The sequence below is a fragment of the Streptomyces marianii genome (assembly GCF_005795905.1).
GTDB lineage: Bacteria > Actinomycetota > Actinomycetes > Streptomycetales > Streptomycetaceae > Streptomyces > Streptomyces marianii.
Map to the genome: position 1 here is coordinate 191,530 of NZ_VAWE01000001.1, position 23,610 is coordinate 215,139.

21 protein-coding genes and 2 pseudogenes are annotated in these 23,610 nt (G+C 68.7%); 10 read left to right on the plus strand and 13 right to left on the minus strand.

Annotated features, from left to right (window positions below):
* Nucleotides 1-669: 669 nt before the first annotated feature.
* Nucleotides 670-2,118 carry an NF041680 family putative transposase gene (locus tag FEF34_RS00840; protein WP_138051422.1) on the plus strand — a complete coding sequence of 483 codons (1,449 nt, stop codon included), beginning with the start codon at nt 670-672 and terminating at the stop codon, nt 2,116-2,118.
* A gap of 8 nt (nt 2,119-2,126) precedes the next feature.
* Here the strand turns inward: FEF34_RS00840 and FEF34_RS00845 are convergent.
* Both FEF34_RS00845 and FEF34_RS00860 read right to left on the minus strand, forming a co-directional pair.
* Nucleotides 2,127-2,607, minus strand: a pseudogene (locus tag FEF34_RS00845) (SDR family oxidoreductase); the annotation flags it as partial.
* A 1,218-nt stretch (nt 2,608-3,825) separates the two neighbouring features.
* Entirely contained in the window at nt 3,826-4,101 is a 276-nt protein-coding gene (locus FEF34_RS00860; RefSeq protein ID WP_199800627.1) for a hypothetical protein, read from the minus strand.
* Nucleotides 4,102-4,119: 18 nt separating this feature from the next.
* Here FEF34_RS00860 and FEF34_RS44075 point away from each other — a divergent pair, with 18 nt between their 5' ends.
* On the plus strand, nt 4,120-4,518 hold the full coding sequence (locus tag FEF34_RS44075; protein ID WP_407698243.1) for a hypothetical protein: 399 nt from the start codon (nt 4,120-4,122) through the stop codon (nt 4,516-4,518).
* On the opposite strand, the gene FEF34_RS00865 is transcribed toward FEF34_RS44075, so the two are convergent.
* The 4 genes from FEF34_RS00865 to FEF34_RS42340 all read right to left on the minus strand — a co-directional run bounded on the left by FEF34_RS00865 (nt 4,452) and on the right by FEF34_RS42340 (nt 7,056).
* Entirely contained in the window at nt 4,452-5,081 is a 630-nt protein-coding gene (locus FEF34_RS00865; RefSeq protein WP_234042190.1) for an ABC transporter permease, read from the minus strand. The two genes, FEF34_RS44075 and FEF34_RS00865, sit on opposite strands and share 67 nt — an antisense overlap.
* A 197-nt stretch (nt 5,082-5,278) precedes the next feature.
* The gene (locus tag FEF34_RS43570) at nt 5,279-5,935 is read right to left on the minus strand and encodes a carotenoid oxygenase family protein (protein ID WP_267905166.1); all 657 of its coding nucleotides are present in this window, start codon (nt 5,933-5,935) and stop codon (nt 5,279-5,281) included.
* On the minus strand, nt 5,886-6,638 hold the full coding sequence (locus FEF34_RS43575) for a carotenoid oxygenase family protein (protein WP_267905167.1): 753 nt from the start codon (nt 6,636-6,638) through the stop codon (nt 5,886-5,888). Before FEF34_RS43575 ends, FEF34_RS43570 begins: the two co-directional genes overlap by 50 nt.
* A 58-nt stretch (nt 6,639-6,696) precedes the next feature.
* The gene (locus FEF34_RS42340; RefSeq protein ID WP_234043034.1) at nt 6,697-7,056 is read right to left on the minus strand and encodes an SRPBCC family protein; all 360 of its coding nucleotides are present in this window, start codon (nt 7,054-7,056) and stop codon (nt 6,697-6,699) included.
* On the opposite strand from FEF34_RS42340, the gene FEF34_RS42345 reads away from it, so the two are divergent.
* Nucleotides 7,051-7,209, plus strand: a complete 159-nt coding sequence (locus FEF34_RS42345) for a type II toxin-antitoxin system RelE family toxin (RefSeq protein ID WP_234042191.1) — start codon at nt 7,051-7,053, stop codon at nt 7,207-7,209. The two genes, FEF34_RS42340 and FEF34_RS42345, sit on opposite strands and share 6 nt — an antisense overlap.
* On the opposite strand, the gene FEF34_RS40945 is transcribed toward FEF34_RS42345, so the two are convergent.
* Nucleotides 7,137-7,436 (minus strand): hypothetical protein, encoded by a 300-nt coding sequence (locus FEF34_RS40945; RefSeq protein ID WP_171052735.1) that lies wholly within the window; start codon nt 7,434-7,436, stop codon nt 7,137-7,139. The two genes, FEF34_RS42345 and FEF34_RS40945, sit on opposite strands and share 73 nt — an antisense overlap.
* A 319-nt stretch (nt 7,437-7,755) precedes the next feature.
* Between FEF34_RS40945 and FEF34_RS00880 the strand changes: the two genes are divergently transcribed.
* Together FEF34_RS00880 and FEF34_RS00885 are read left to right on the plus strand one after the other, a co-directional pair.
* The gene (locus FEF34_RS00880; protein WP_138051423.1) at nt 7,756-9,060 is read left to right on the plus strand and encodes a DUF4241 domain-containing protein; all 1,305 of its coding nucleotides are present in this window, start codon (nt 7,756-7,758) and stop codon (nt 9,058-9,060) included.
* Between the two features lie 257 nt (nt 9,061-9,317).
* A complete protein-coding gene (locus FEF34_RS00885) occupies nt 9,318-10,916 on the plus strand; it encodes an ISL3 family transposase (protein ID WP_234042192.1) in 1,599 nt (532 codons plus the stop codon).
* Between the two features lie 54 nt (nt 10,917-10,970).
* Here FEF34_RS00885 and FEF34_RS00890 read toward each other — a convergent pair whose 3' ends face one another.
* From FEF34_RS00890 to FEF34_RS00900, 3 genes and pseudogenes are all read right to left on the minus strand, one after another.
* Nucleotides 10,971-11,399 (minus strand): DUF6086 family protein, encoded by a 429-nt coding sequence (locus FEF34_RS00890; protein WP_234042193.1) that lies wholly within the window; start codon nt 11,397-11,399, stop codon nt 10,971-10,973.
* Nucleotides 11,400-11,516: 117 nt separating this feature from the next.
* A pseudogene (locus FEF34_RS41895) lies at nt 11,517-11,928 on the minus strand (transposase); the annotation flags it as partial.
* A 348-nt stretch (nt 11,929-12,276) separates the two neighbouring features.
* The gene (locus tag FEF34_RS00900) at nt 12,277-12,849 is read right to left on the minus strand and encodes a YbhB/YbcL family Raf kinase inhibitor-like protein (protein WP_138051425.1); all 573 of its coding nucleotides are present in this window, start codon (nt 12,847-12,849) and stop codon (nt 12,277-12,279) included.
* Nucleotides 12,850-13,089: 240 nt separating this feature from the next.
* Between FEF34_RS00900 and FEF34_RS00905 the strand changes: the two genes are divergently transcribed.
* Nucleotides 13,090-13,959 (plus strand): SDR family NAD(P)-dependent oxidoreductase, encoded by an 870-nt coding sequence (locus FEF34_RS00905; RefSeq protein ID WP_138051426.1) that lies wholly within the window; start codon nt 13,090-13,092, stop codon nt 13,957-13,959.
* A gap of 199 nt (nt 13,960-14,158) precedes the next feature.
* Here the strand turns inward: FEF34_RS00905 and FEF34_RS00910 are convergent, their stop codons facing one another.
* Nucleotides 14,159-14,749: a TetR family transcriptional regulator gene (locus FEF34_RS00910; RefSeq protein ID WP_234042194.1), complete on the minus strand. Its 591-nt coding sequence runs from the start codon at nt 14,747-14,749 to the stop codon at nt 14,159-14,161.
* A gap of 746 nt (nt 14,750-15,495) precedes the next feature.
* On the opposite strand from FEF34_RS00910, the gene FEF34_RS00915 reads away from it, so the two are divergent.
* The 4 genes from FEF34_RS00915 to FEF34_RS00930 all read left to right on the plus strand — a co-directional run bounded on the left by FEF34_RS00915 (nt 15,496) and on the right by FEF34_RS00930 (nt 21,695).
* Nucleotides 15,496-16,818, plus strand: a complete 1,323-nt coding sequence (locus FEF34_RS00915) for an NAD(P)/FAD-dependent oxidoreductase (RefSeq protein WP_138051428.1) — start codon at nt 15,496-15,498, stop codon at nt 16,816-16,818.
* A gap of 31 nt (nt 16,819-16,849) precedes the next feature.
* Nucleotides 16,850-18,511, plus strand: coding sequence for an aminotransferase class I/II-fold pyridoxal phosphate-dependent enzyme (locus FEF34_RS00920; RefSeq protein WP_138051429.1), 1,662 nt, complete (start codon nt 16,850-16,852; stop codon nt 18,509-18,511).
* A 1,111-nt stretch (nt 18,512-19,622) separates the two neighbouring features.
* A complete protein-coding gene (locus tag FEF34_RS00925) occupies nt 19,623-20,429 on the plus strand; it encodes an NPP1 family protein (RefSeq protein ID WP_407698244.1) in 807 nt (268 codons plus the stop codon).
* A gap of 510 nt (nt 20,430-20,939) precedes the next feature.
* A complete protein-coding gene (locus FEF34_RS00930) occupies nt 20,940-21,695 on the plus strand; it encodes a hypothetical protein (protein ID WP_138051431.1) in 756 nt (251 codons plus the stop codon).
* Nucleotides 21,696-21,819: 124 nt separating this feature from the next.
* On the opposite strand, the gene FEF34_RS40950 is transcribed toward FEF34_RS00930, so the two are convergent.
* Together FEF34_RS40950 and FEF34_RS00935 are read right to left on the minus strand one after the other, a co-directional pair.
* Nucleotides 21,820-21,960, minus strand: coding sequence for a hypothetical protein (locus FEF34_RS40950; protein ID WP_171052768.1), 141 nt, complete (start codon nt 21,958-21,960; stop codon nt 21,820-21,822).
* Between the two features lie 360 nt (nt 21,961-22,320).
* Nucleotides 22,321-23,436 carry a GDSL-type esterase/lipase family protein gene (locus tag FEF34_RS00935; protein WP_138051432.1) on the minus strand — a complete coding sequence of 372 codons (1,116 nt, stop codon included), beginning with the start codon at nt 23,434-23,436 and terminating at the stop codon, nt 22,321-22,323.
* Nucleotides 23,437-23,610 lie beyond the last annotated feature (174 nt).

Sequence of the window (23,610 nt, forward strand, 5' to 3'; positions counted from 1 at the left end):
GGGGCCCTTCGCTCCCGGCGGGTTGTGTTGTCCCGCCGATCGGCACTACTACGGCCCCCTCCGACTGCCTCTCGGCAGCCCGCCACTTCCCGGTTCTTCCGGTTATAGGCGGGCCACGCTTCCCGCGCCGCATGCGCGGGGCCGAGGAGGCTCTCTCCAGTTCCCAGGACACCCGTCCGGCCATTCCACGCCCCTTACGCCGGGAGGTTCTTCGGCGACCGCTCCAGGTCCAAGATCGCCTTCCATGGCCTTCGCCGTTCAAGCACAGGCTCGGCTCCTCCTTGGCCCCGCCTTCCGGCGGGCTTAAATGACGACGCTGCAGGCTTCACTTCATGTTGCGGACTGGCCGGTTACACACCCCCGAAGGGCGCTTGTCACTCCACTTCGACGCCACCATTTCGAGTGACGCCGGGAGTCAGCTACCGGGGACCCTGGCGTCTCCCCGGACCGGACTTCCACCGGCTGGCTATCCTGAGCTTGACGTCCGGTTACATCATCCACATCCCTTCTGAACTGGGACGACGTCCGGACTGCTGGACGTACGCTTGGCGTTTAACCGCGCGGGTCACCCGACCTGCTGATCTGCGGTTCTTTCCGGAACAGCGGTGGCGGCCGTTCTTCACGCTTCGAGGTGTCGAGCAACGAAGCATCGAGGAACGGCCGCTGTGTATGAGTGTCCCTGCCGGAGCGTCCGAGGGCGAGGCGTTGGGTGTCCTGTCCCGCTTTCGGGTCGAGTTCTACGAGTGCCTGTACAAGCGGGCGGATGCGCTCTTCGAGCTCACGGACGCGGTGTTGTGTGCGGACGGGCCGGTGAAGACGCTGGTCGAGCTGTCGCTGGCGGTCGAGCACCGGCGTGGGCACGGCGCGATGTACGCGGCGCTGGACCGGGGCTGGGCGGAGCCGACGCGGTTGCGCCGCGCGCTGTCGGGCCTGCCGCTGCCGAGGGCGGCCGACGGGCGGATCGTGCTGGCCGTGGACGTGAGCAACTGGCTCCGTCCCGACGCTCCGACCAGCGATGACCGCCTGTTCTGCCACGTCTACGGACGTGGTGCCCGGAGCAAGGACCAGTTCGTGCCGGGCTGGCCCTACTCCTTCGTCGCCGCTCTGGAAACGGGCCATACCTCCTGGGTCGCCATGCTGGACGCCGTGCGTCTGGGGCCTGCCGATGACGCGACCGCGGTCACGGCCAATCAGCTCCGTGACACCGTCGAGCGGCTGCTCCATGCCGGGCAGTGGAATCCCGGAGATCCCGAGGTCCTCGTGGTCATGGACTCCGGCTATGACGTCGCCTACCTGTCGCACGCGCTGGCGGACCTGCCCGTCGTCCTGCTCGGGCGTCTGCGCTCGGACCGGGTGATGCTCCGAGACCCTGGCCCGGCCCGGTCCGGGCCCAGGGGCGGCCGCCCGCGCCGGCACGGTGGGGTCCTGGCCCTGTCGCGGCCCGAGACCTGGCACAGCCCCGAGGTGACCACGTCCACGGACACCACCCGCTACGGCACCGCCGAGGCGAGAGCCTGGGACCGGATGCACCCCCGGCTCACCCACCGCGGACCCTGGCTGAACCATGCCGAGGAGGAACTACCCGTCCTGCACGGCACGTTGATCCGCCTGACGGTCGAGCGCCTGCCGGGTGACCGCGACCCGAAACCGGTGTGGCTGTGGTGCTCGGCCACCGGCGCCACCGGCGCGGACGTGGATCGCTGGTGGCAGGCGTTCCTACACAGGTTCGATCTTGAGCACACGTTCAGGCTGATGAAGCAGACACTCGGCTGGACACGCCCGAAGGTCCGCCACACCGGCACCGCCGACCTGTGGACCTGGCTGATCATCGCCGCACACACCCAGCTCCGCCTCGCCCGAGCTTTCGCCGAGGACCTCCGCCGTCCCTGGGAACGACCAGCGACCGAACCCCGCCGCCTCACCCCCGCCCGGGTCCGTCGCGGGTTTCGCAACATCCGCGCAACAGCAGCCCGCCCAGCGACCGCACCGAAACCAACCCGGCCCGGGCCTGGCCGGCCTCCCGGCTCGAAGAACAAGCAACGTGCCAAGCGCCACGACGTCGGCAAAACCATCAAACGCGCCGAATCGATCAAGGAACACCAAACACAACGGGGTTAAACGCCAAGCTCAGCGAATGCCAGCGCGCCGTGCTTGGACACGGAGCAGGGCGCCGACTCGAGGTCGGTGAGCAGGCCGGCCGCGGAGACGGTGGCGACCAGCCGGCCGCGTTCCATCCGAGGTCCGATCAGATGGCGGGAGGCACGGACGTGGCCCATGACATTGACCTGCCAGACGCTGTCCCACACCTCCTCCGGTGCGTGCTCCGAGCCACCGGGTTCGATCCCGGCGTTCGCGTAGTACAGGTCGATCTCGCCGAGGTATTCGCGCGCCGCGGCGATGAGCGCGGCCACGCCCTCCTCGGCCCCCGCGTCGCCGGTACGGCGAGCCCGCCGATCTCGTCGGCGACCCGGGCCGCCGCACCGGCGTCCAGGTCGTTGATCACGAGCCGGCGCCCTCGGCAGCGAAGCGGCGGGCGGGCGCCGCCCCGATACCCAACCCCGCCCCGGTGACCACGACACCGGCGTCCTCGAGGTCCATGGCCGCCATCGGGCTCACTGGCCTGCGACGGCGGGCACGAGCTTGCCGTGGTTCTCGCCGCGGAAGAGCCTGAGCAGCGTGTCCGGGAAGGCGCTGGCCGCCGTCCACCACGTCCTCCACGGAGATGAGCCTGCCCTCGGCGCGCCACTCGGCCAGCTGAGCGACGACCTCGGCGTAGCGGTCGGCGTAGTCGAAGACGACCATGCCGGTCATGATCGCGCGGTTCACGAGCAGCGACAGGTAATTGCTCGGGCCCTTGACCGGTTCAGTGTTGGCTCCCGCCCGGCCCGTACGTGACGACCGGCGCAGGCCGTCGTCCCGTACGGGCCGGATCCGCTTCAGGAGGCGAAGACCCCCTCTCCAGCCGGGGGATCAGGTCCCGGAGAGTCTCTTCCCAACAGCCGCCGTTGTGACTGCCGTTGCACAGCGTGCCCCAGCCGGAGCCGTCGCCGTAGTTGACGTAGTGGCACGACATACCGAGGACGTCCATCGCGTTCTTGACATGTGTGGCCGCTCCTTCGAGCCAAAACTCGATGTCGGTGGGCGAGCCGCCGCCGTCCCGACAGACAGGGAGACGCCGACAACGCCGGGCTTGACGCCGCGCACTGCCGCGCCCACTCGGGGGCCCGCGGCTCCGCCTCGCGGACGCAGCGCAGGTGCACGAGCGCCCGGGCCCGATTCTCGGCCCGCCCGTCATTCATGTGCCGCAGGGCGAGCAAGACCCCCAGCCGGGCCACCACGGCGTTGCGCCGTTACCCGTCGGAGCCCAGCAGCCGTTCCAGTTCCGTCAGTTCGTCCAGGATCCGGTCGAGGAAGGCCTGGTCGACGGTAGTCCCCCGCGGGACCCTCGGCGGCGCCCGGTGGAAGGGGATCAGCAGATCGGGCCGCCCGGCCGCATCCCGCGCCCAGGCCCATAGCCCCGTGTCCCGCCGCTGCCGTGGTCCATCGCGCCCCCGCTCCGCTCGTCCCGGTGCTCACATCAGGATGCCCGATCTCCGGGCTCCGGGAGGCCGGACAACAGGGAGTGGACGGAAGGCGCCCCGGAGGCGCCCGGCAACCGACCGGTCCAGCCGTCCTTGCGGGACCCGGATCCGAGGCCAACGCGCCCGAACCGCGGGTGTCACATGGGCCGCGTCATGGCTGTGGCGTCGGCGGGCTCGGTACGCCTTCGCGAGCTCCCGAACGCCCGGTCGAGGGCTTCCGTACCGCCGCTCCCTGAGGTCCCGGTCATGCCGCACGCCGATCACGCCCGTCCGCGCCCAGATCGGCCCGCATCGCGCGCCGCATCTCCCGCAGCCGGCCCCACAACGCGTCGATGTCCTCCCGCACGGCGGCGGGCGAGTCGCCAGGTCGCGGGACACAGTCGTCCAGGCGCCTGAGACTGCCGTACACCGCTCTGAGCGCGTGGCTGACCTCGCCCGCGATGCCGAGCACGTTCTCCGGCAGCCGCATCTGGGCCTCCCACCACCACCCGGCCGTACTCCGCCGCGGACTGCGCGTCACCCGTCGGTCTCCCCGGCCATGCTCGGTCTCCTCCGGCCATCCGGGGTGGGCTTCGCGGCATCTCGGGAGCCGCTGCTGCGTGGAGCGCTGCGTACGGCGTTGAAGAACGGCACGCTCGCACGGGGAGACGTCCCGGGCATCGGCCCCGTCTGCAGTGAGCAGCACCTGGGCGAGCTCGGCATCTCCCCCAGCCGGCGCGTCCAGGCCCTCGGCGCCAGACAGCGGGCAGCACTCCTGTCCCGCTTCTCCTCCCGTCCCGCGCCTGACCCGTTGCCCGCAGGCGGCCCCGTGCCCGGCTGGTTCTGCACTCGGATGCGCAGAGACCCCGGCACTCTAGGCGAGTGGGGCTGTCAGTGCTGGGAACGCCCTGCATGCTGTGCGAGACGGCGGCGTTCGAGGGCCGCGGCGAGGGTGTAGGCGCCGCCGCCTGCGACCGCAAGAACCCAGTAGAAGCCAGGGGCGCCGAGGAAGAGCGCGGTGCAGGAGGTCAGAACCAGCCAGACGCCGAGGCCGTAGTACAGCAGGTTGCGACGTGCGGCACCTTCGGCGAGGTAGAGCATGCCGACGATCAGGCCAGAACCGGCGGGCCAGAGGACGGACTGCAGTTCCGGCATGTCGAGGGCGGACGTCAGGCCGGTGATGGCGAGGAAGAGGGCGGCGAAGGCGGCGATCCAGGAGGCGCCGAGCAGCTTGTATGAAAGGACGTCCGGCCCGGTGGCTCCGCGCTGGGCTCGCAGGGCGGCGACGGTGGCCTGGGTGATGCCGGCTACCAGCCCGATGCCGAGGAGTGCGGTGGGCAACCAGCCCGGCAGGCCGAGCAAAGGGCTGTCTCCCTGGGAGACTGCGGCGGCGCCGTGTCCGAGCAGGTAGGCGAGTCCGAAGCTGACATAGACCGCGCGGTTGTCGACCTCGTTCACGAGACGACTCGGGGTGTCACTGGCGCCCGGGTCAACCGGGGCTTCGGGAGTTGCGATGGCCATGGGGAGCCTTCCAGAGTGGGTTGCGGTTGTGTGAGGGGTTCGGGAACGGCACGGGCGACCCGTGCCGGTGTGCGCGGCCGGACCGCGCGGGGCGATGACCTGACCCGACAGTCCCGCCCCGAAGGGGTGGTGGCGGCTCCGGGAGCGTCAGCCCGGAGCCGCCCACCGGAGGCCCTCGCGCTCCGAAGCCGTGTGGGTCAGTCCTCGCCGTTGTCCAGGGCGCTGTCGGGAATCCAGGAGCCGTGGATTCCGGCAGTCACGCGGCGCGGAAGGTGGACGGTGGCGACCCGGTCCAGCCATGCGGCGTCCAGGACCAGCAGTTGTGAGGCGTCCTGCTTGAGGTCTGAGATGACGGTGAGCAGGTAACCGTCGTCCTCGCTGGTGGCTCCGGCTGCAGGGACGAAGACCGCTTCGCTGGGCAGCCTGGCGTCGCCGACCTGGTGGATGCGGCGAGCGCCGGTGGTGCGGTCGTACTTGACGACGCCGTAGCCCCCCAAACCCTCCTGGTCGGGGAAGGACACCGCGTACTGGTAGCGGTACTCGGCCCCGAGATAGTCCTCGTTGAGGGTCGGGAACTCCACTGCGAGGTCATCGATGATCCGCTCGTCGACGGTGCCGGCCCCGGTGTCGATCACCCATCGGCGAGTATAGGAGCGGGCGTTGGGTTCGGCACCCCGCCCAGGCGCTCCGACCCACCAGTTCCAGGAGAGCTGGAACCCTTCTCGGTCCATAGTGGGGCCTTCCAGGACGATGCGGCCCTGCCCGTCCTCGTAGGCGTTGGCAACGTGCAGCATGTTGCCGGGTTCAATGGAGAACCAGCGGATCCGCCGGGCACCATCGCCCGTACGGGGCATGACCCCGATCCGGGAGGGCTGCTGGTCGCTCCAGCCGTAGGGGATGCCGGAGTGCTCGGCGGGGTCGAAGCACGTTGCCTTCGATGAACACGACGTGGCGGCGGGTGATGGCGAAGTCGTGCTTGAGCGAGGCGGTCGCGCCCGGGATCTCGGCGCTGTGGACGATCTCCCCCTTGGCGTCGCAGACGTGGTACACGAGGTGGGGCGGGAACGGCGAGGAACCGAAGAAGTGGAGCTCCCCCGTGACCGGGTCTTTCTTGGGATGTGCCGTCATGGCCGTACGCAGCCGACCGTTGAAGTCATGGGCACCGACCGTGTCCAGGTCCGGGGTGAGTTCCAAGGGGAAGTTCGCCTCGCACAGTGCGAGCAGTCGTCCGGCATGCTCGACGACATGGGTTCCCGCCGTACTCACGGTCAGGTCCGGACCGTGCTCGGTCATATAGGGGGCACCGTCGAGGGCGGGAGTGTGCACCCAGCGGTTGCGGTACCACTCGGCGCGACCCTCGCGGAGCCGGATGCCGTGGACCATGCCACTGCCCTTGAACCAGTGGGTGGGGGTGACGCCCGGCTTGGGGTTGTGGCTGTTGCGGATCAGGCGGCCGGTCAGTTCGGGGGGCAGGGAGCCCTCGACGGTGAGACCGGTGGCCGTGATCTCGTCGGCGAGAGGTGTGTAGTGACCGGTCAGATAGGGCTTGCTCGTCATGCTCGGTCCTCGGATTTCGTCGTTGTGCGTGGTATGTGGTGCGTGGTGGTTCCCGGCCTCAGGCCGTCTGCTCGGCACGGGACTTCAGGCAGTCGAGCCAGCTCTCCAGGGAGGCCTTCAGGGCCGCGGCGAGTTCGTCGACCGCGGCGTCGACGGCATCTCCGCTCCAGGACTCCTCGGTGTGGACGACGACGTGGTCGCCGTTCCGCTCGAAGGTCCATGCGTGGATACCGACGATGCCCCCGACGGTCCCGCCCCAGACGATCCGCTGTTCGGGGACGATTTCGTGGATGGTGGAGATGATGTTCATCCCGTGGGTGCGCCAGGAGAAGTCGGCGCCGACCGCCGCCGGCCCACTGAGCCGGGCCTGTTCGATGCCGGGGTTCCACGCCGGCCAGTTGTCGATGTCGGTGTGCAGCGAGTCGACCGCCTCGCCGACAACCCCCGGCCCGACGGCGCGTTCGGCAGCGCCGACCTCTTGCGCATCCACATCGGCTCCTACCGGGTGCTGTACGAGATCAACGACCAGCAGATCCGCGTCAGCGTCATCCACCTCGGCCGAATCCGCTGATCCTGGCAGTCGAGAGCAGCGGCTCCCGGCAGGGCCCGCGTCACGAGCTGGATGCCACGATCTCGGTCGAGTCCGATGACGATGCCGGTCGTGGTCGCGGCCCGGCGGCGGGCGCGCTGCCCAACGCGGGGCTGCCGGTCGCGGCGCACCTCGCCCGCCAGACGGGCGAGGATCGCGAACGCACTCAACGACACCCGAAGCGGGATGCCGTGCGCGTCAGTCAGCACGTGTGGCTCTGTACACGAGAACGGGAGTCGTTTGTCGACGGCTTCGGGAGCCACCGCGTCACCCTGTCGCTTGATCAATGTCGATGAGCGGGAGTCACTGAGTGCCTGCGTCTGAGCGGTCCATGACAGAGCGGTGTCGGCGGCTCAACGGATCACGCTGGCAAGCCACTCGCTGAGCGGGTCATGGACCGGATCACTGGCATGACCGTCTCGGCGCCGGAGCTGGCCCGCCGCCCGCCCAGTAGGGCCGTTGTCACGGGCAGCGGCTACCTTGCAGCTCAGCACAGAACCAAGGCAGGTTGCAGGAAGAGGAGTGGTAATGGTCGTCGAGGTGGGGTACGCGCAGGCGTGGGACATGGAGGCTTGTGCGCCCTGGCGGCCTATATCCGCCGAGGAGGCCCGGGAGCGGGATGCCGCCGGGCTCCCGTACGTGGTGGTGTACCGGGCGCCGGGCCGGGAGGCTCCTTTGGAAGTGCGGCTCGTCTCCTGGCGGGACCACTACGTCGGGCTGTGGGTCTACGACGCCCACGGCCGCCGCACCTACGACCTGGACATGCGGCTGCTGGACGACCCGTCGCGGCTGCTGCGCCGGTACTCCGTCGGCTGGTGCTACACAGGCCCGGAGATGGCGGAGTTCGACAAGGCGTGCCCACGCATCACCGTGGACCTCTTCCCCGACGGGAGGGGCCGACGGACGGAGGAGCGACGGGGGCAGGGCGGGGGCTCCTACGTCACCTCGCCCGGACTCCGGGACGAGGAGCGCTGGATGGACCGCCCCGCCTTCGGGGAGTGGCCACTGCTCTCGGCCCACGTACACGGGCCCATTGAGCCGCCGGCCTTCGAGGCGGCTGAGGTGGCCGAGGCAGCAGAGCCAGGTGACGGAGACGCCCCCGCTACCTGCTGGCGTCCGCCGCGCCCCGCGCAGCCCGGGCCGATCAACGAGTTGTTCCGGCCGGGGGCGCGTGTGACCGACGGGTACCACCCCGAAATGACCGTCGTGGAGCCGCGCCGGGTCGGCACCCTGCGCGTACCCAGCGGGCTGCTGGCCGTCTCGGGCCCGGACATCGACCACGGCGACGGGCCGCGCATCACGGTCCCTGTCCGGCCCGGGGAGTACGTACTGGACGAGGCGCGGGTCCGTTTCCGCTACCACTGCGAGTGGCGGGACGCCGAGGTCACGGCCACGGAAGCCACGGCCGTCCGCCTGCTCGTCAGCGAGACCCCCGCCGCGACCTGGGAGATGGCCTTCGGTCGGGACGACGATCCCCGGCTGTTCATCGAAAAGCAGATAGTCGGCTTCGACACCGACGGCGCCACCGGCTGCTTTGCCGACGCCGGGGCCTGGGGGCCGCTCATCGCGCTCTTCGAGCGGAGGCTGATCCAGGGAGAGCCGGACCTGGATGGGTACGAGGACATCGACGACGGTTCCATGTTCATGCAGCGCACCTGGGACGAGGCTTCCGGCGGCGAGCTCATGGCCTTCGCGACGACCGGGGACGGTACCTACCCGGTGTGGGTCGGCCGTTGCGAGGCCGGCGGGGTGGTCGGCGTCGTGGTGCTGGTGGAGGGGATGCCCGAGCTGCTCCCGGAGCGGGACGGAACCCCCACCGATGCGGCTGTGTAGGCAGGGTCCTGCCTACGGGCGCAGTCGCCAGCCTGGTTGCAGCTGGTGACGATCTCGGCAGCACGGTTCACAACGCTCGATGCCTGAACCCGGGGTATATGCACCCATCAGGTCAGCGTCGGGTGCCTCCCGAACTCGGGTTCTGGCTCACTTTCCGTGGAGCGTGCACGCTGCGTGACGATTGTGGGGCGAGGGGCCCTGGGGAAGTTGCCCGGAACTGGCCCGTACCGGGTGCGGTGTAGCTGACAGTTCGGCCCGTGGAAGAAACGGTGCTCCGGCTGGAGGGGTTGCTGTTCCCGTCGATCGCCGACGTGACGGTGCTGTCCGTCGCCGTGAACGACGAGGCGGTACGTATAGAGGCCCGAAGCACGGTGCCCGGGGCCGTCTGTCCCGGATGCGGGATCTGGTCACGGCGGATTCACAGCTCCTACCTGCGGTTTCCCGCTGATGTGCCCAGCGGAGGCAGACGGGTCGCTCTCTGTTTGCGCGTCCGCAGGTTCCTCTGCCCGGTCATCTCGTGCGGGCGGCGGACCTTCGCCGAACAGCTGCCGGGATTGACCCGTCGGTACGGCCGGCGGACCGAGCGCCTGCGGTCGACACTGGCCGCGGTCGGCCTCGCGCTCGCCGGTCGGGCCGGTGCCCGCCTGGCGCGCGTATTCGGCGTGTCCCTGAGCCGCAGCACGGTGCTCAGGCTGGTCGAAGCGTTGCCCGACCCCGAAGTTCCAGCCCCACGGGTGGTCGGCGTCGATGAGTACGCGACCCGCAAAGGGCGTCACTACGGGACTGTCCTGGTCGACGTCGAAAGCCGGCGTCCAGTGGACCTGCTGCCCGACCGGGAGGCGTCCAGCCTCGCAGCTTGGCTCGCGAAACGGCCCGGGGTGGAGGTGGTCTGCCGCGATCGGGCACCATTCTTCGCCGAAGGTGCCACGGCCGGAGCACCGCAGGCGGTGCAGGTCGCGGACCGGTGGCACCTTTGGCACAACCTGAGCGAGGCTGCAGAACGGTGCGTCGCAGACCACCGCGGATGCCTGCAGGTCCTGGCGCCAGATCCAGCCCACCCTGCCCCCGATCTGGAGAAATTCGAAGACCCCTCCGGCTCGCCCTGGCCGAGGGGACACCGCTTCGCCGACCGCACCCGTGCCAACCACGCGACCGTTCACGAACTGCTGGCCGCCGGGCTCAGCCGGAGGGCGATCGGCCGCCAACTCCGGATGACCTCCCGCACCGTCAAGCTCCTCGCCGACGCAGCTACCCCGGAGGAACTGTTCCAGGGGCAGTGGCAGGGCCGACCATCCAAACTCGACGCTTTCAAGCCCTACCTGGATGACCGTTGGAACCAAGGCTGCACGAACGCCTGGAGGGTGTGGGAGGAGATCGTGCCGCTCGGCTATCAGGGCAGCTACCAGCGGGTCCGCGCCTATTTCCGGGAGAAGCGGTTCTCGCCGGTCCCCGTCACGGCTCGGCCACCGTCACCACGGGTCGTCGCCGGATGGATCCTCCGCCGGCCGGAGACCCTCACCGAGACGGAGCACCTTCGACTCAAGGCCGTTCTGGTCCACTGCCCTGAACTGGACGCCCCCACCGGCCACGTCCGCTCCTTCGGCCAGATGCTCACCGAGCGCCAGGGCGAACGGCTGCCGCAGTGGCTCGATGCCGTCCGGCAAGACAACCTCCCCGGCCTCCATACCCTCGCCGCAGGCATCGACCGCGACCGCGATGCAGTCATCGCTGGCCTCACCTTGCCCTGGAGCTCCGGAGTGGTCGAAGGACACGTCAACCGGATCAAGATGCTCAAGCGCCAGATGTTCGGCCGAGCCGGCTTCGATCTCCTCCGCAAGCGTGTCCTGCTCTCATAGGACATCGCCTTTCTGATGGCTTCCGAGCCCTTCGCGGGTGTCGGCAGACCAGGCTTACGCCGCCATGAAGCGGCCCAGCTCGCGCGACTTCTGCTGAAGGGTGGCTGCCCAAGCCCCGTCAAAGGAATCCGGGGCCGTCGGGACCTGAACATCTTTGAGGTCGCCGACCTCGGCGACGCCCGCTGGCTGCCATTTCACCTCGATGCCTGCTCGCTCCGCCAGAACAAGCACCGTGGCAACGAACCCCTCGGACAGGGCAGCCGTGACGGCGTGACTCGTTCTCCGGTGCCACGCGAGCAGGGCATCGACGAACGCTTTGAACACGAGTGGGTCGATCTGGCACTCGTCACCCTGCACGGGTCCGATGCCGGACGGCAGACCCAGTTCGGCTTGGTAGACGCTCACCTGGCTCATGAACAGCCGGGAGGCCCCGTTGGACGGGTTCCACAGCGTCTGGTCACCCATGTCGTAGTACTGGCTCAATGCAGCCCCTCCCTGCCGGTCATACCGGCCAGCGTCGCGAGCACATGACATTACGGTCGGTCAGTCCTCCACGGAAAGTGAGCCAGAACCCGTCCTCGTGGAAAAAGCCAGTCGCGGGTGGTGCTTCGAGCCCGGCCGGGCACGGTCAACCGGGCTCGGACCGACTTTTGGGCTGCTTCGCCCCCGCTTGGCCTGCACGTGCGAGGCGTCCGCGATGACGCGGGAGAAGTCCAGGCGGACCGCCGCCCGCAAGCGGTCCAGCAGCACTCGCTGGAGTTCCTCCCACACCCCGGCCTCCCGCCACTCGGCCAGCCGCCGCCAGCAGGTAGGACCGGAACCGAACCCCAACTCCTGCGGCAGGACTCCTGCTGAACACCGGTGCAGAGGACGAACAGCACACCCTGCACGTCTTGCGGTCATCGATCCGCTTGCGTCCCGGATACCGGAACCGCCGCTCATGCTTCGGCAGCAGCGGCTCGATCACCGCCCACCACTCGTCACTGACCTCCCACGGCTTCCGCCGCGCCACGCGTCACCCCCACAAGACGGAATCGCTCCCACCTCCACCGTGCCACAAGAAGATCATTCTGCAAGGACCCCTTATTCAGACGACCGGCAACACTGCCGAGCGGCCCGCATCCCCGACGAGCGTGCGTGCGGCACCGAGGGAGATCTCGCCCGAGGCATGATCCCGCACGCAATGGCCTCCCCGCTCCCCATCTCATGGGTCCCCGTTACGGGAACGCACCGCCGCGCTGTCGAACCGGCCGCTGCCGAGCGGGGCAACAGGCACTGCCACTGCCTGCACGGCCAGATGGGCCGCCCCGGGGCGCCTGCGACACATTGGCGACGCGTCTCGGGTGGCGCTCCGGAGGGGTCAGCGGGCGTAGATGCCGTCGAGGCGGCCGCGTGCGAGAGCGGGGCCGCCCACCGCGTCGAGTACGTCCCGGAGCCGGGCGGCTTCCAGGTTCGGCCGGCGCGGAACCGAGGTGATGGCGGGACGCAGTGCGAAGAGCTGGAAGGCGTACCGGTGTTCGCCGTGTCCCTTGAGTGGCTGCGGCCCCAGGTAGCCCCGGCCCATGCCGGAGCGCAGCACGTGGACGCCCTCGGCTGAGGTGTCCGCCCCCAGGGCCCCTGGAAGCAGTTCCTGCCGTTCGGGGGAGATCAGGGCCAGGCAGTGGACGAACGGCCTGCTGGTGGGGGCGTCGGCGTCCTCGACGACCAGGAGCAGTTGTGCGGACTCCTGGGGGGTGCCGGTCCAGGTGAGGGCCGGGGAGAGGTTCCGCCCTCCCCCGCGCCGGCCGGCGTGGACCGCGGGCATCGGCTCGCCGTGCCGGAAGTCGGCACTTCGCAGGTCGAGTGCGTCCGGGCCGGACAGGTTGGGGTGGTGCCAGGCCAGATGCGTTTCACCTGCGCGCTTGTTCTTCAGAAGCGTTCCCAGAGTCGCCATGCCGTCGTCCCTTTCGTCGATGGTGCGTATACGTCGTCGGATGCGGGGTGTGCACGGGCCGGTCCGGCACACGGCCGGTCCGGGAGTCCGCGCGGGCTCACGGCCGACCGTCGCTTGCATCCATGAGTCATCATATCTAGAGTGACACTGAGTTTCACCAATGAGATGTGAATTCAATATCAAGTCGTGGTTGCACCTGCTTGAGGTGCAGTACACGGAGAAGATCCAGAGGAGTGCGCGATGAGCGACAGCAGGACGACCGACTTCACCGGCCGCACGGTGGTGGTCACCGGCGCGAGTTCGGGGATCGGCGCCGCGGCGGCACGGCGCTTCGCCGCACTCGGGGCGACGGTCGCCGTCGTCGGTCGATCGCACCAGAAGACCAGCGCCGTCGCGGCGGAGATCGGCGCCGAGGCCCACCTGGTGGACTACGGACGGCTGGACGACGTGCGCCGCCTGGCCGGGGAACTCCTGGCCCGCTACCCCCGGATCGACGTCCTGGCCAACAACGCGGGGGGATTCTTCACGAGCCGCCAGGAGAGCTCCGACGGCCACGAGCTGACGTTCCAGGTCAACCACCTGGCGCCGTTCCTGCTGACGAACCTGCTGCTGGACCGCCTCACGGAGGCACCGAACGGCTCCCGAGTGGTGAACACCGCCAGCGTCGAGTACCGCAAGGGGCACCTGGAGCTGGACGACCTGGACCGCACGCGCAGCCGCTACCGCTGGCGGGAGGCGTACGCGGCCGCCAAGCTCGCCACCGTCGTCTTCACCCGGGAACTCGCCCGCCGATCCCAGGGCACGGGTGTGACCGCCTCGTCCTTCCACCCCGGCTCCATCGCCAGCGACGTCGCCCGGGACAGCGCCATGATGCGCGCGATCATGGGGACGCGCCTGGTCAAAGCCATGATGGCCACACCCGAACAGGGCGCCGAGCCGCTGCTCCACCTGGCCGGCACACCGAACGCCACCGCCGTCAACGGCGCCTACTTCGACCGCCTCGAACGCGAGGAGCCCCGCAACGCACAGGCCGTCGACACCGAACTCGCCCGGCACCTGTGGGAACGCTCGGCGGAACTGACCGGCCTCCCGGCCACCACTCCCGGGTGACGAGACACGGCCCGAGGCCCGGCCGCCACCCGTGGGCGCGGCCTTCCGGACTCCCGGCGCCGAGGGCGACTACGCGGCCCGCGCGGCGGGATGCCCGTGCGCACCTCGGCTGAGGGACGCGCCGGACCGGGACCTCGGCATGCGGCATGCGCAACGACCTGCCATTGCTCCGCAAGTCTCCGGGCGGAGCAACCGCCGGTCACGCCGAGAGGGCCGCGAAGGCTCCGTCCAGCAGTGCGATGAGGTCGAGAACGCCGTCCGAGGCGGTCCAGTGGTCGACAGCGATGTTCAGGCAGTCCAGCGCCGCGGCGGCTTTCACCGACCGCGCGAGGGCCGAGGCCCCGGAGGGGCCCGCCCGCTCGGCGAGGGCCTGCTCCAGCAGCGGGTGCCAGGTGCGCTGCCTCTCCAGCTGGCGTGCGCACAGGGCGGGAGTCTCCCGTACGAGGCGGGCCAGCGCCAGCGCTCCCTCCGGATCCTGCCGGTAGGGCCCGACGACCACATCCATCGCGGCCCGCAGCGCCCTCCAGTCGCCCTCGGCTGCCGGGCGGACCCGCAGGGCCTCCGCGATCCGCTCGCCATGCGTGTCGAAAGCGCTGAGGACCGCGTCCTCCTTGGTGCCGAAGTAGCGCAGGAACGTACTGCGGGACACGCCCGCGGCAGCGGCCAGGTCGTTCACCGTGACGTTGTCGAAGCCCTTCCGCCGGAACAGGCCGAAGGCCACCTCGGCCAACTCGGCACGAACGGCCGCCCGGGCGATGTCCCTCGTGTTCGTACGCGGCGCTCCACTCACCGGGCCTCCCCACCTCCCACTCGACATCGACTCTATGAGACTTAGTATCACATATCGAATCCTACGTCGAATACAGCATCAGCATTCATATTTGAACCTTCGCGGCCATCACGGCACGAGGTCGCGGAAAGAACAGCCGGACCGCGGGATGGATGTTCTGCCCACGGAGGTTCATGACGGAGATCTCGTCTCAGGGCGGACACGGATCAGCACCTCCGGCGACCGATCTGCAGCCGATCCGCGGCACCGCACCCACCGCCCGGGCCCACCCGGCTCCGCCGGCACCCGTGCGAACGGGTCTGCCCCACGGTCCCGCCCAGGACCATGCCTGCGACAAGCGACCCACCTGCTCCACCTCAGGGGGGGCCTGTCGAAGCCAAGCGCCCCGTCAGGGCGAGACGTGGCGCTGAAGCATGGTGAGCCGCTCCCTCGCAATGTCGACGGCATCCCGCGAAGGGTCATGTATGCCCACCGAGCTCCGACAGCTCGGCGGCCAACACTGTGGAACCCGCGCCACCGACACATCGATCTGCCGCTAGAGCGAATCCCCATTCCAGACGACGCTGCCGTCGGGAAGAAGGAAACGTTCACGCCCCTCCATGAAACTGAAGAGCGACTATGAGTCACCCAGGCGCTAGATTCTGGGCACGCCCAAGTCCGGTTGGTCTACGCGCCGTTCGCTGACACCGGTTCATGACTGCCGTTCCCTCATCCCGAAAACAACAAGCAGATACAAGTGAGGATCCGTGTTCGACGCTATCGTTGTGGGTGCCCGCTGCGCGGGCTCGCCGACGGCCATGCTGCTGGCTCGTGGGGGGCACCGAGTGCTGCTGCTCGAGCGGGCCCAACTGCCCAGCGACGTACTGTCCACGCACTTCCTCTGGCCCCACGGCATGTCCTACCTCAATCGGTGGGGTCTGCTGGAGAGTGTGGTCCGGACCACTCCCTCGTACGCTGCCGTCCGCATCGTCAACGAGGGCATCTCGCTGACCGGGGAAGTGCCGGAGAAGCTCTTGCGTGCGCACTTCGAGGAGCTACACGGTGACGGGTCCGGCGTCGTGACCACCTACGCCTCGGTACGCAGGCGGGTACTGGACAAGCTCCTGATAGACGCCGCAGCGTCAGCGGGGGCGGACGTACGCGAGGGCTGCGCCGTCGACGAACTGATCGTCGAGGATGGTCGGGTGGTTGGTGTCCGGGGCCGCACCCGGGCGGGCACCCGGTTCGAGGAGCGCGCCCGGATCGTCGTCGGTGCCGACGGACGGAACTCCTTCGTGGCACGGGCCCTCGGGCTCACCAAGTACGACGAGCGGCCCCGGTGCACGTTCGCCTACTGGACGTACTACTCGGGGTTCGCACCGAGGGGTCTGCAACTGCACCGCCGCGGCCGCCTCGCCGCCGCCGTGGTCCCGACCAACTTCGACCAGAGCATGACGCTGGTGTGGGGCCCGAGCGAGTGGGGGGCCGCCTTTCGCACCGATGTCGCGGGTCACTTCCAGCAAGCCCTGTCCTTCGTCAGCCCCGACCTGGCCGAGCGGGTCCGCTCCGAGGGACGGCAGGAGGAACGCTTCTACGGAACTCTGGACCAGACCGCCTACCTACGCCCCCTGTACGGACCCGGCTGGGTACTGGTGGGGGACGCGGAGAGCTTCAAGGACCAGTGCACCGCCACCGGCATGACCCACGCCTTCCGCGACGCCGAACTCGCCGCCACCGCCATCGGCTCCTGGCTCGGCGGTCATGAACCCCTCGACAGCGCGCTACGGTCCTACGAGGAACGCCGCCGCAGCCAGAACGCCGCCGCCTACTACGACTACGTCTGCACACTGGCCGAGATGCGCCCGCTGCGCCACGACGAACTGCAACTCCTCTCCGCACTGCGCGGAAACCAGGAGGAGACCGACCGCTACATCGCCACCCACGCGGACATCGCCCCCGTCTCCGAGTTCTTCCAAGCGTCCAACCTCTTTCTGATCAATGACGCCGCCCGCGAGACGTCCGACCAGCACGCGATCTTCGATGGCTTCGCCGAGACATCCCGAAGCTACCTCCGCAACCCGTTCTCCTGAGCCCCGCTCCCGACTCCGAAGGTGTCCCGCCATGCACAGCACTCCGGTCCCCCGCTCCGACGAGGAACTCCTCTGCATCGTCCTGGAAGCCGCCGACCGCGCCATCAAGGAAGTCGGCGGCCGGCAGCCCACCGAACCGCCGGCGGACCCCGAGATACGCCGGAACCTGGCCGCGGCCGCTCGGGCGACGGGCCAGGCGGTGCGGGAGGTCTCGGAGATGATGAAGAACTGGGCCACCCACATCCCCTGGGACGAGATGGCGGACTTCGGCCCCGACGACCCTACCGACCCCGACCCCTACGTCCGCTTCCTGGCCGACCGCTATCCCGAGGTGCGGGTGGCGCTCGAGGACCTGGTGGAGCCGGCCTACCTGCGCATCACCACGGACCCCGATGAGGAGTACGCCCTCGACAAGCAGGCGTACGACTTCTACCGGCCGGCCGGCCGCGACCTACTCCGGCGCACCGAGGAGTTCCACGGCTGGGTCGAAGCCCGACGGCGTACCGAGACCTGGCAGTACTCCAGGCTCCTGGAAGCCGCGCCCGGCAGCATCGCGGAGATCAGCAACGACCTCGGCCGCCGCGCCCGAGGCATCAACTTCAACTCCCAGGACTACCTCTCCCTCAACGCGCATCCCGCTGTCCGGGAGGCCGCCGGGCGCGCCCTGCACGACTTCGGGCCGCACAGCGCGGGCTCCCCCATGGTCCTGGGCAACACCCGGCTGTCGAACGAACTCGAGGAGGCTCTGGGCCGGCTGGTCGGCCTGGAGCACGTCACGCTCTTCCCCACCGGCTGGTCCGCCGGCTTCGGTTCGATCACGGCGCTGGTGCGCCCGGAGGACTGGGTCGTCATCGACCGCTTGGCGCACTCGTGCCTGCAGCAGGGTGCGCGGGCCGCCAGCAAGAACGTCATCCGCTACGAGCATCTGAACGTCGAGGAGGTGGGCCGCCACCTCAGTGAGATCCGGCGCCGCGACACCCGCAACGGCATCCTGGTCGTGACCGACGGCCTGTTCTCCGTCGACGCCGACTGGCCCGGCCTCCTCGCCCTGCAGGAGGTCTGCCGCGCCCACGACGCGACGCTGCTCGTCGACGTCGCACACGACCTCGGTGCCATGGGGCCCGGCGGATCAGGAGTCCTGGGCATGCAGCAGATGACCGGAAAGATCGACCTCGTCATGGGGGCGTTCTCCAAGACCTTCGCCTCCAACGGGGGCTTCCTCGCGTCCCGGACACCAGCGGTCAAACAGTACGTCAAGATGTTCGGCGGACCGCACTTCTTCTCCAACGCCCTCTCGCCCGTCCAGACCGCCGTAGCCCTGGAGGCCGCGAGGATCGTGGCCAGCGCGGAGGGCGATCGGCTCAGGGCCCGGCTGTTCGAAGCGATCGACGCGCTCCGCGGCGCCCTGACCGACCACGGGCTGGAGTGCCTGGGCTCTCCCTCGCCGATCGTCCCGCTGCTGATCGGCAACGAGAAGCTGGCCCGTACCGCGAACCGGTTCCTGTTCGACCGCGGGGTGCTCGCCTTCATGGTGGAGTTCCCCGTCACCCCATCCGGCTCCGCCCGTTTCCGCCTGCAGGTGCAGGCCACGCACGAGCCCGACGAGGCACGCCAGGCGGCCGGCATCATCAACGCCTCGGTGGACGAAGCCCGCCAGTACCTCTCGAGCGCCTTTCGTATGAGTGCGCGCTGACCCATGCGCATCTCCCCTCCTGCGATGGCCGCGAGCCGGCGAGGGCCGTAGGGGTCCTCGCGAAGGACCGCGGAAAGCGCCGCGGCGAGCACCGGTTCCCGCTCATGCACGAACATGGAGAGGGCGCCCCGGCCGACCGGGGCGCTTGCGCAGCTCGGGCGGGTGCATGGAGGAACGTGCCATGGCTCCGACCCTTGTACGGCGTTGAGTCTCCCCTTCACCCCGGGGCGGCTCGATCTGCCCGTACCGGCAGCTCCGGACCGACCGCGAGAACGACGGAACCTGGCTCTGACCGTTCCGAGCTTGCAAATCGTTCACGCCAATATCAGCTGCTTCGCTCGTTCGTTTGAACAGGGCCGAGCGTGCCGTGTGGGTGGGGGTGGCGGTGCGGTCCCGCCGCAGGCGGTGACTGCGCAGGGCCGCCGCCCTGAACCCGAGTTCATCAGTTGGCAAGTACGCGGCGCTCCGCAGGGCTGTGACCTGAGGTCACGCAACCGAACCGTACGCCCGCGCAGCGTCAGCGGTGCCCATCGCGAGGGCAGTTCAAGGGGTACGAACGGAGGATGCTCCATCAGGTAACGGTCACATTGTTTGGGTAGGTCTGCACAACTGTTAGACATTTCACCCCGGTTGCTCAGCGTTCCGCCGGCAAGGAATGCTAAGCGCTTGCGGGCGTCCGCAACCGCATCAGGTTCTCCCATCACGGTGATGTGCGGGCACCCTCCCGCCTCGGCCGTCGAGCTCCGGCCGTGCATTCAGGAGGGACTTCGTCACCGGCCGCGGAGGCGTCCGGCCCACGGCGTGGTGCGAGACGGAGCATGCGGACCGAGGGACGCGAGAATCAGCCATCTCTGATGGTGACAATGGCGATCACAGGTGTGCGATGACAGCGTCATGGCCTCGAGCGTGGGGTGACGCTTAGTCAAACAATCGTTGCAGCACGGCAGTCGGCGAAGTACTACGATGCCGTTGGCTTCACCCTTCCAGTGTGAGCATCGAACTGTTCAACCTGCTCTGACGCATGGCCGGCACTCCGCGGACCATGAGTGATTCACGCGAAGAGGGTGACCGATTCACATATGAAGAAGTTTCAGGACAAGGAGGATGCGGAGTGGCAAAGTCCGAGGCGAGCAAGCCCTCCAGGCGCAGACGCTCTCGCTTGGCGGTAATACTCAGTGCCACGGCCGTGGCCGTGGCACTTCCCACGGCATCGGCCTCTGCCGATCAGCTGCAGAACCTGCCCCAGAGCGCGTCGGCGCTCGAGGTGAGGTTCTCTCCGGCCTACGACTACGACGGCGACGGCTGCTATGCCGCTACCGCTATCGCACCGGATGGCTATCTCAATCCCGGCCTGAAGCCCGGGGGTAAGGTCAACGGCGGCTGCCACGACAAGTCCGATCTGGACAGAGCCCAGACCTACTCCCGCGCGAAGTGCAACAACGGGTGGTGCGCCATCATGTACTCCAGCTACTTCGAGAAGGACCAAGCCGTGTGGGGCAGTGGCCTCGGAGGACACCGGCACGACTGGGAGGACGTCATCTCCTGGGTCAACCAGTCGACCAACCAGGTGGAGTACGTATCGACGACCCAGCACGGCGAGGTTGTGACCTATCCGCGGTCCCAGGTGCGCTTCGACGGGTCGCACCCCAAGGTCGTCTACCACAAGCACGGCATACGAACCCACTTCTTCCGGCTCGCCAACAGCAATGACGAGCCGCCGGAGAACGACTACCACAACTGGCGCTACCCCCCGCTCATCGGCTATGGCAGCTGGCACAGCAACGAGCTGCGCAACATGCTCATGAACTCGGACTTCGGATCCGCGAGCATCAAGATCACTGACAAGGACGACCGCTTCCGGAACACTCTCAACGGCGGCAAACCCAGCGGAATCCCCTTCAACCCCTGGGCCTTCTGACCCCGGATCCACCGCGTAGCAGTCGGTGCGTGAGCGCCGCAACGCGAAGAGGTTCCTGCTCAACCGGGTTGATGGGAGTGCCTACGCTCCCATCAACCCAACACGGCAAGGCGCGTCGTCGGTGAGATCCCACGCCCTGACAACGCTGCTCGCTGCACTCGACGACCCGTGCCGGTCGCGCATGCCGGGCTGGTCAGGACAATGATCAACATCCGTCGGAACCACGTCAAACTGTTGTGTTCGGCAGCACATTCGCCGAGGCGGCGAACGGTGATGCCGCTCGTGGACTCTCGATTCGGGACCAACAGGCAGAACTGGCAGGACGGTAGTCCCGGTTCATCGACACCCGGGTTCCGCTGGGATCCGGGGTACTGGAAGGAGTACATCGTGTACGCAAGCGGAGTGATCCGCACCGCGTGGCGTCTCAGACTGGTCGGGGTAGCGCTCATCGCTGCTCTCTTCGGCCTCGGCTTCCCTACGCCTCCCGCTTATGCTCAGCAGAGTGGGGGGTTGCTGACCGACCTTGACAGCACCTATGCCAGGTTCGCTTCCCAGACCGGCAGCGACGGCCGGGCCGCGGTCTATCCGCAGTCCGGCTGGCGGGTGAAGGCCGGGAGTGACGGCCGCGCGGTCGCCTTTCCCACATCGGGATGGACATACTCTACGGGCTCCGACGGCAGGTTGGTCGCCTACCCGCAGACCGGCTGGCGGGTGAAGGCCGGGAGTGACGGCCGCGCAGTCGCCTACCCGGCATCGGGATGGACATACTCCGAGGGCCGCGACGGCCGAGCGGTCGCCTACCCGCAGACCGGCTGGTACGTGAGGACCGGGAGTGACGGCCGCGCAGTCGCCTACCCGGCATCGGGATGGACATACTCCGAGGGCCGCGACGGCCGAGCGGTCGCCTACCCGCAGACCGGCTGGTACGTGAGGACCGGGAGTGACGGCCGCGCAGTCGCCTACCCGGCATCGGGATGGACATACTCCGAGGGCCGCGACGGCCGAGCGGTCGCCTACCCGCAGACCGGCTGGTACGTGAGGACCGGGAGTGACGGCCGCGCCGCGGCCTACCCCCAGAGTTCGTGGTCGTTCACCTCCGGCTCCGACGGCAGGGCGGTTCCCTATCCCACAGCGTCCGCAATCCCACTGTCACTGCTCTTTCTCGACGTCGACGACATGGAGCTTGCGATGGCCGCCGAGAGCGCCCTCACTCCTGAGCAGTTCGACAACTACCTGCTGATGCGGTACCTGCAGCAAGGCGACTGAGGTCGGCTGCGTCCATCGACATGCGGTTCGTTTCCGGCTCGACGGCGACGAGTTCGGGGTCGTTCGTCGAGCAGGAGGAGGAGCGTCGGGCTGCTCTGCCGGCCCTGGCCTTCACACAGCGGGGTCATACCGGCCAAGCGGGCCTGGCGGTGGGGTCGGCCGCCGCCCTGAAGTGGACCGCCTGGCCGGCCTTTCCGGTGATCGTCGCCTTGCTCGCGGTGCGCAGCGGAAAGCGTGCCGTCCTCGCGTGCTCGGCAGCAGCCACCGGACTCGCCGTACTCACCACCGACCCCGTGGCGTTTGGCGCGTTCTGCCAGAACGCCGTCCTGCACCCACGGGGCCTTCCGCGCAGAGTCCCCTGCTCGGGGCACCTGATCGTTCTGCTGGTTCCCCACGGCAGGAGTGTGACCATGGCGCTCATCGCGCTGAGCGCCGTGGGCGTAGGGATATCACTGCCGGGCCGCCCGCGCAGAGCACCGCTGCCGCAGCCGACCGGCTGGCCCAGCGCCTGCTCCTGGCAATTGCGCTCTCCCGGCCACACGCATCGGCTGCGCCATCTACCCCATCGTCCCCGAAGTACCACACGCCGGAGACCGCTCACCTCATAGGGCAGTGGGATCCGGGCTCAGGACACGGTGGTCAGGTACATACCGGACGCGTCGCGCCCAGGGGTGTTCCGGCAAGCGTAGTTCCCGGTCGGGTGCGCGTAGATGAGGGTGAGGCAGCGGCCCAGGGCTCGCTGCGCGTAGTAGTTCGGGTGGAACGACTCCTGGGGGGTCCCTTGCATCACGCCGCTGACCAGGAAGCGCGCCCACTCGCTGGTTTCCGCCGAGGGTCCCTGCCCGGACGTTGCCAGCCGGGTCGTCTTCGAGCAGACCTCGCGACCCTGGAGCATGTCCTGCAGGTCGAGGAATTGGACCTGTTCCGCCTTGGCAACCGCTTTCACACGGGCGGAGAACTGTGGGGTGAACGTGTCACGTGCCCAGTCGGCGTCCTTGTTCCAGAACGGGCAGCCTCCGTAGGTCACCCGGGTCCAGCCGCTCTGCGGGTAGCGGTTCTCGGAACTGCGCGGGATCGGCGACGGTGCCGACTGCAAGACGATGCGGTAGTCCTCGGCCGAGTAACCGGCGGTCGACATCACCGCCCGGATTTCCTTGATGGATTTGGAGACTCCGGCCATCGCGGCGTCCATGCGACTGTCCACCGCCTTCTGCTGGTCGTCATGGCAGTAGGAGTACCAGACCATGTAGTCCGCGGCACAGATGGCGATGATGTCTGCGAAGCCCAGGTCGTTGCCTCCGATTGAGAGAGTGATCAGCTTGACCCGGTTGGTGGAGGCGATCCTGGCCAGCTGGTCGGCTTGTGGCGTTTCCCCCTTCATGGACTGCCCGCCATTGGTGGATCGGAAGATATTGTCGGTGGTGGCACCGGAGCAGGCCAGGTTGATCTGCACGTCACCGATCCCCGTGCTGCTGTGCACCTCGGCGGAGTCGGAGCGGTCGCACCCGCTGGCGTATGTGCTTCCGTAGACGAGAGTCGGATCGTAGCCGGTGGCGGTGTAGGCGCGGTCCGTACCGCTGCGGCTGCCTGTCTGAGTGTTGCTGTTGCCCAGCCATCGGCCGGCCTCTCCAGAGATATAGCTGTCCCCCATCGACACCACGGCAGTGGGCTCACCACCCGATGGGCTCGCCTCCGCGGGGGTGGTACCGCTGGCCAGCAAGCCGAGGACAAGAGTGGGCATGACCACTGCGGCGGGAACCCGCCGGGATCTGAAACGGAAACCGGGCACGACGAAACTCCTGCATCCTGGCCGCGCCGACATAGAGTCGGCCACGGGACTGACGAAGATGAACGCCGGCCGGACGCCAGGAGAATGTGACACGTCCCCTCTAGTTACCGCAAGGTAGCTGCAGCG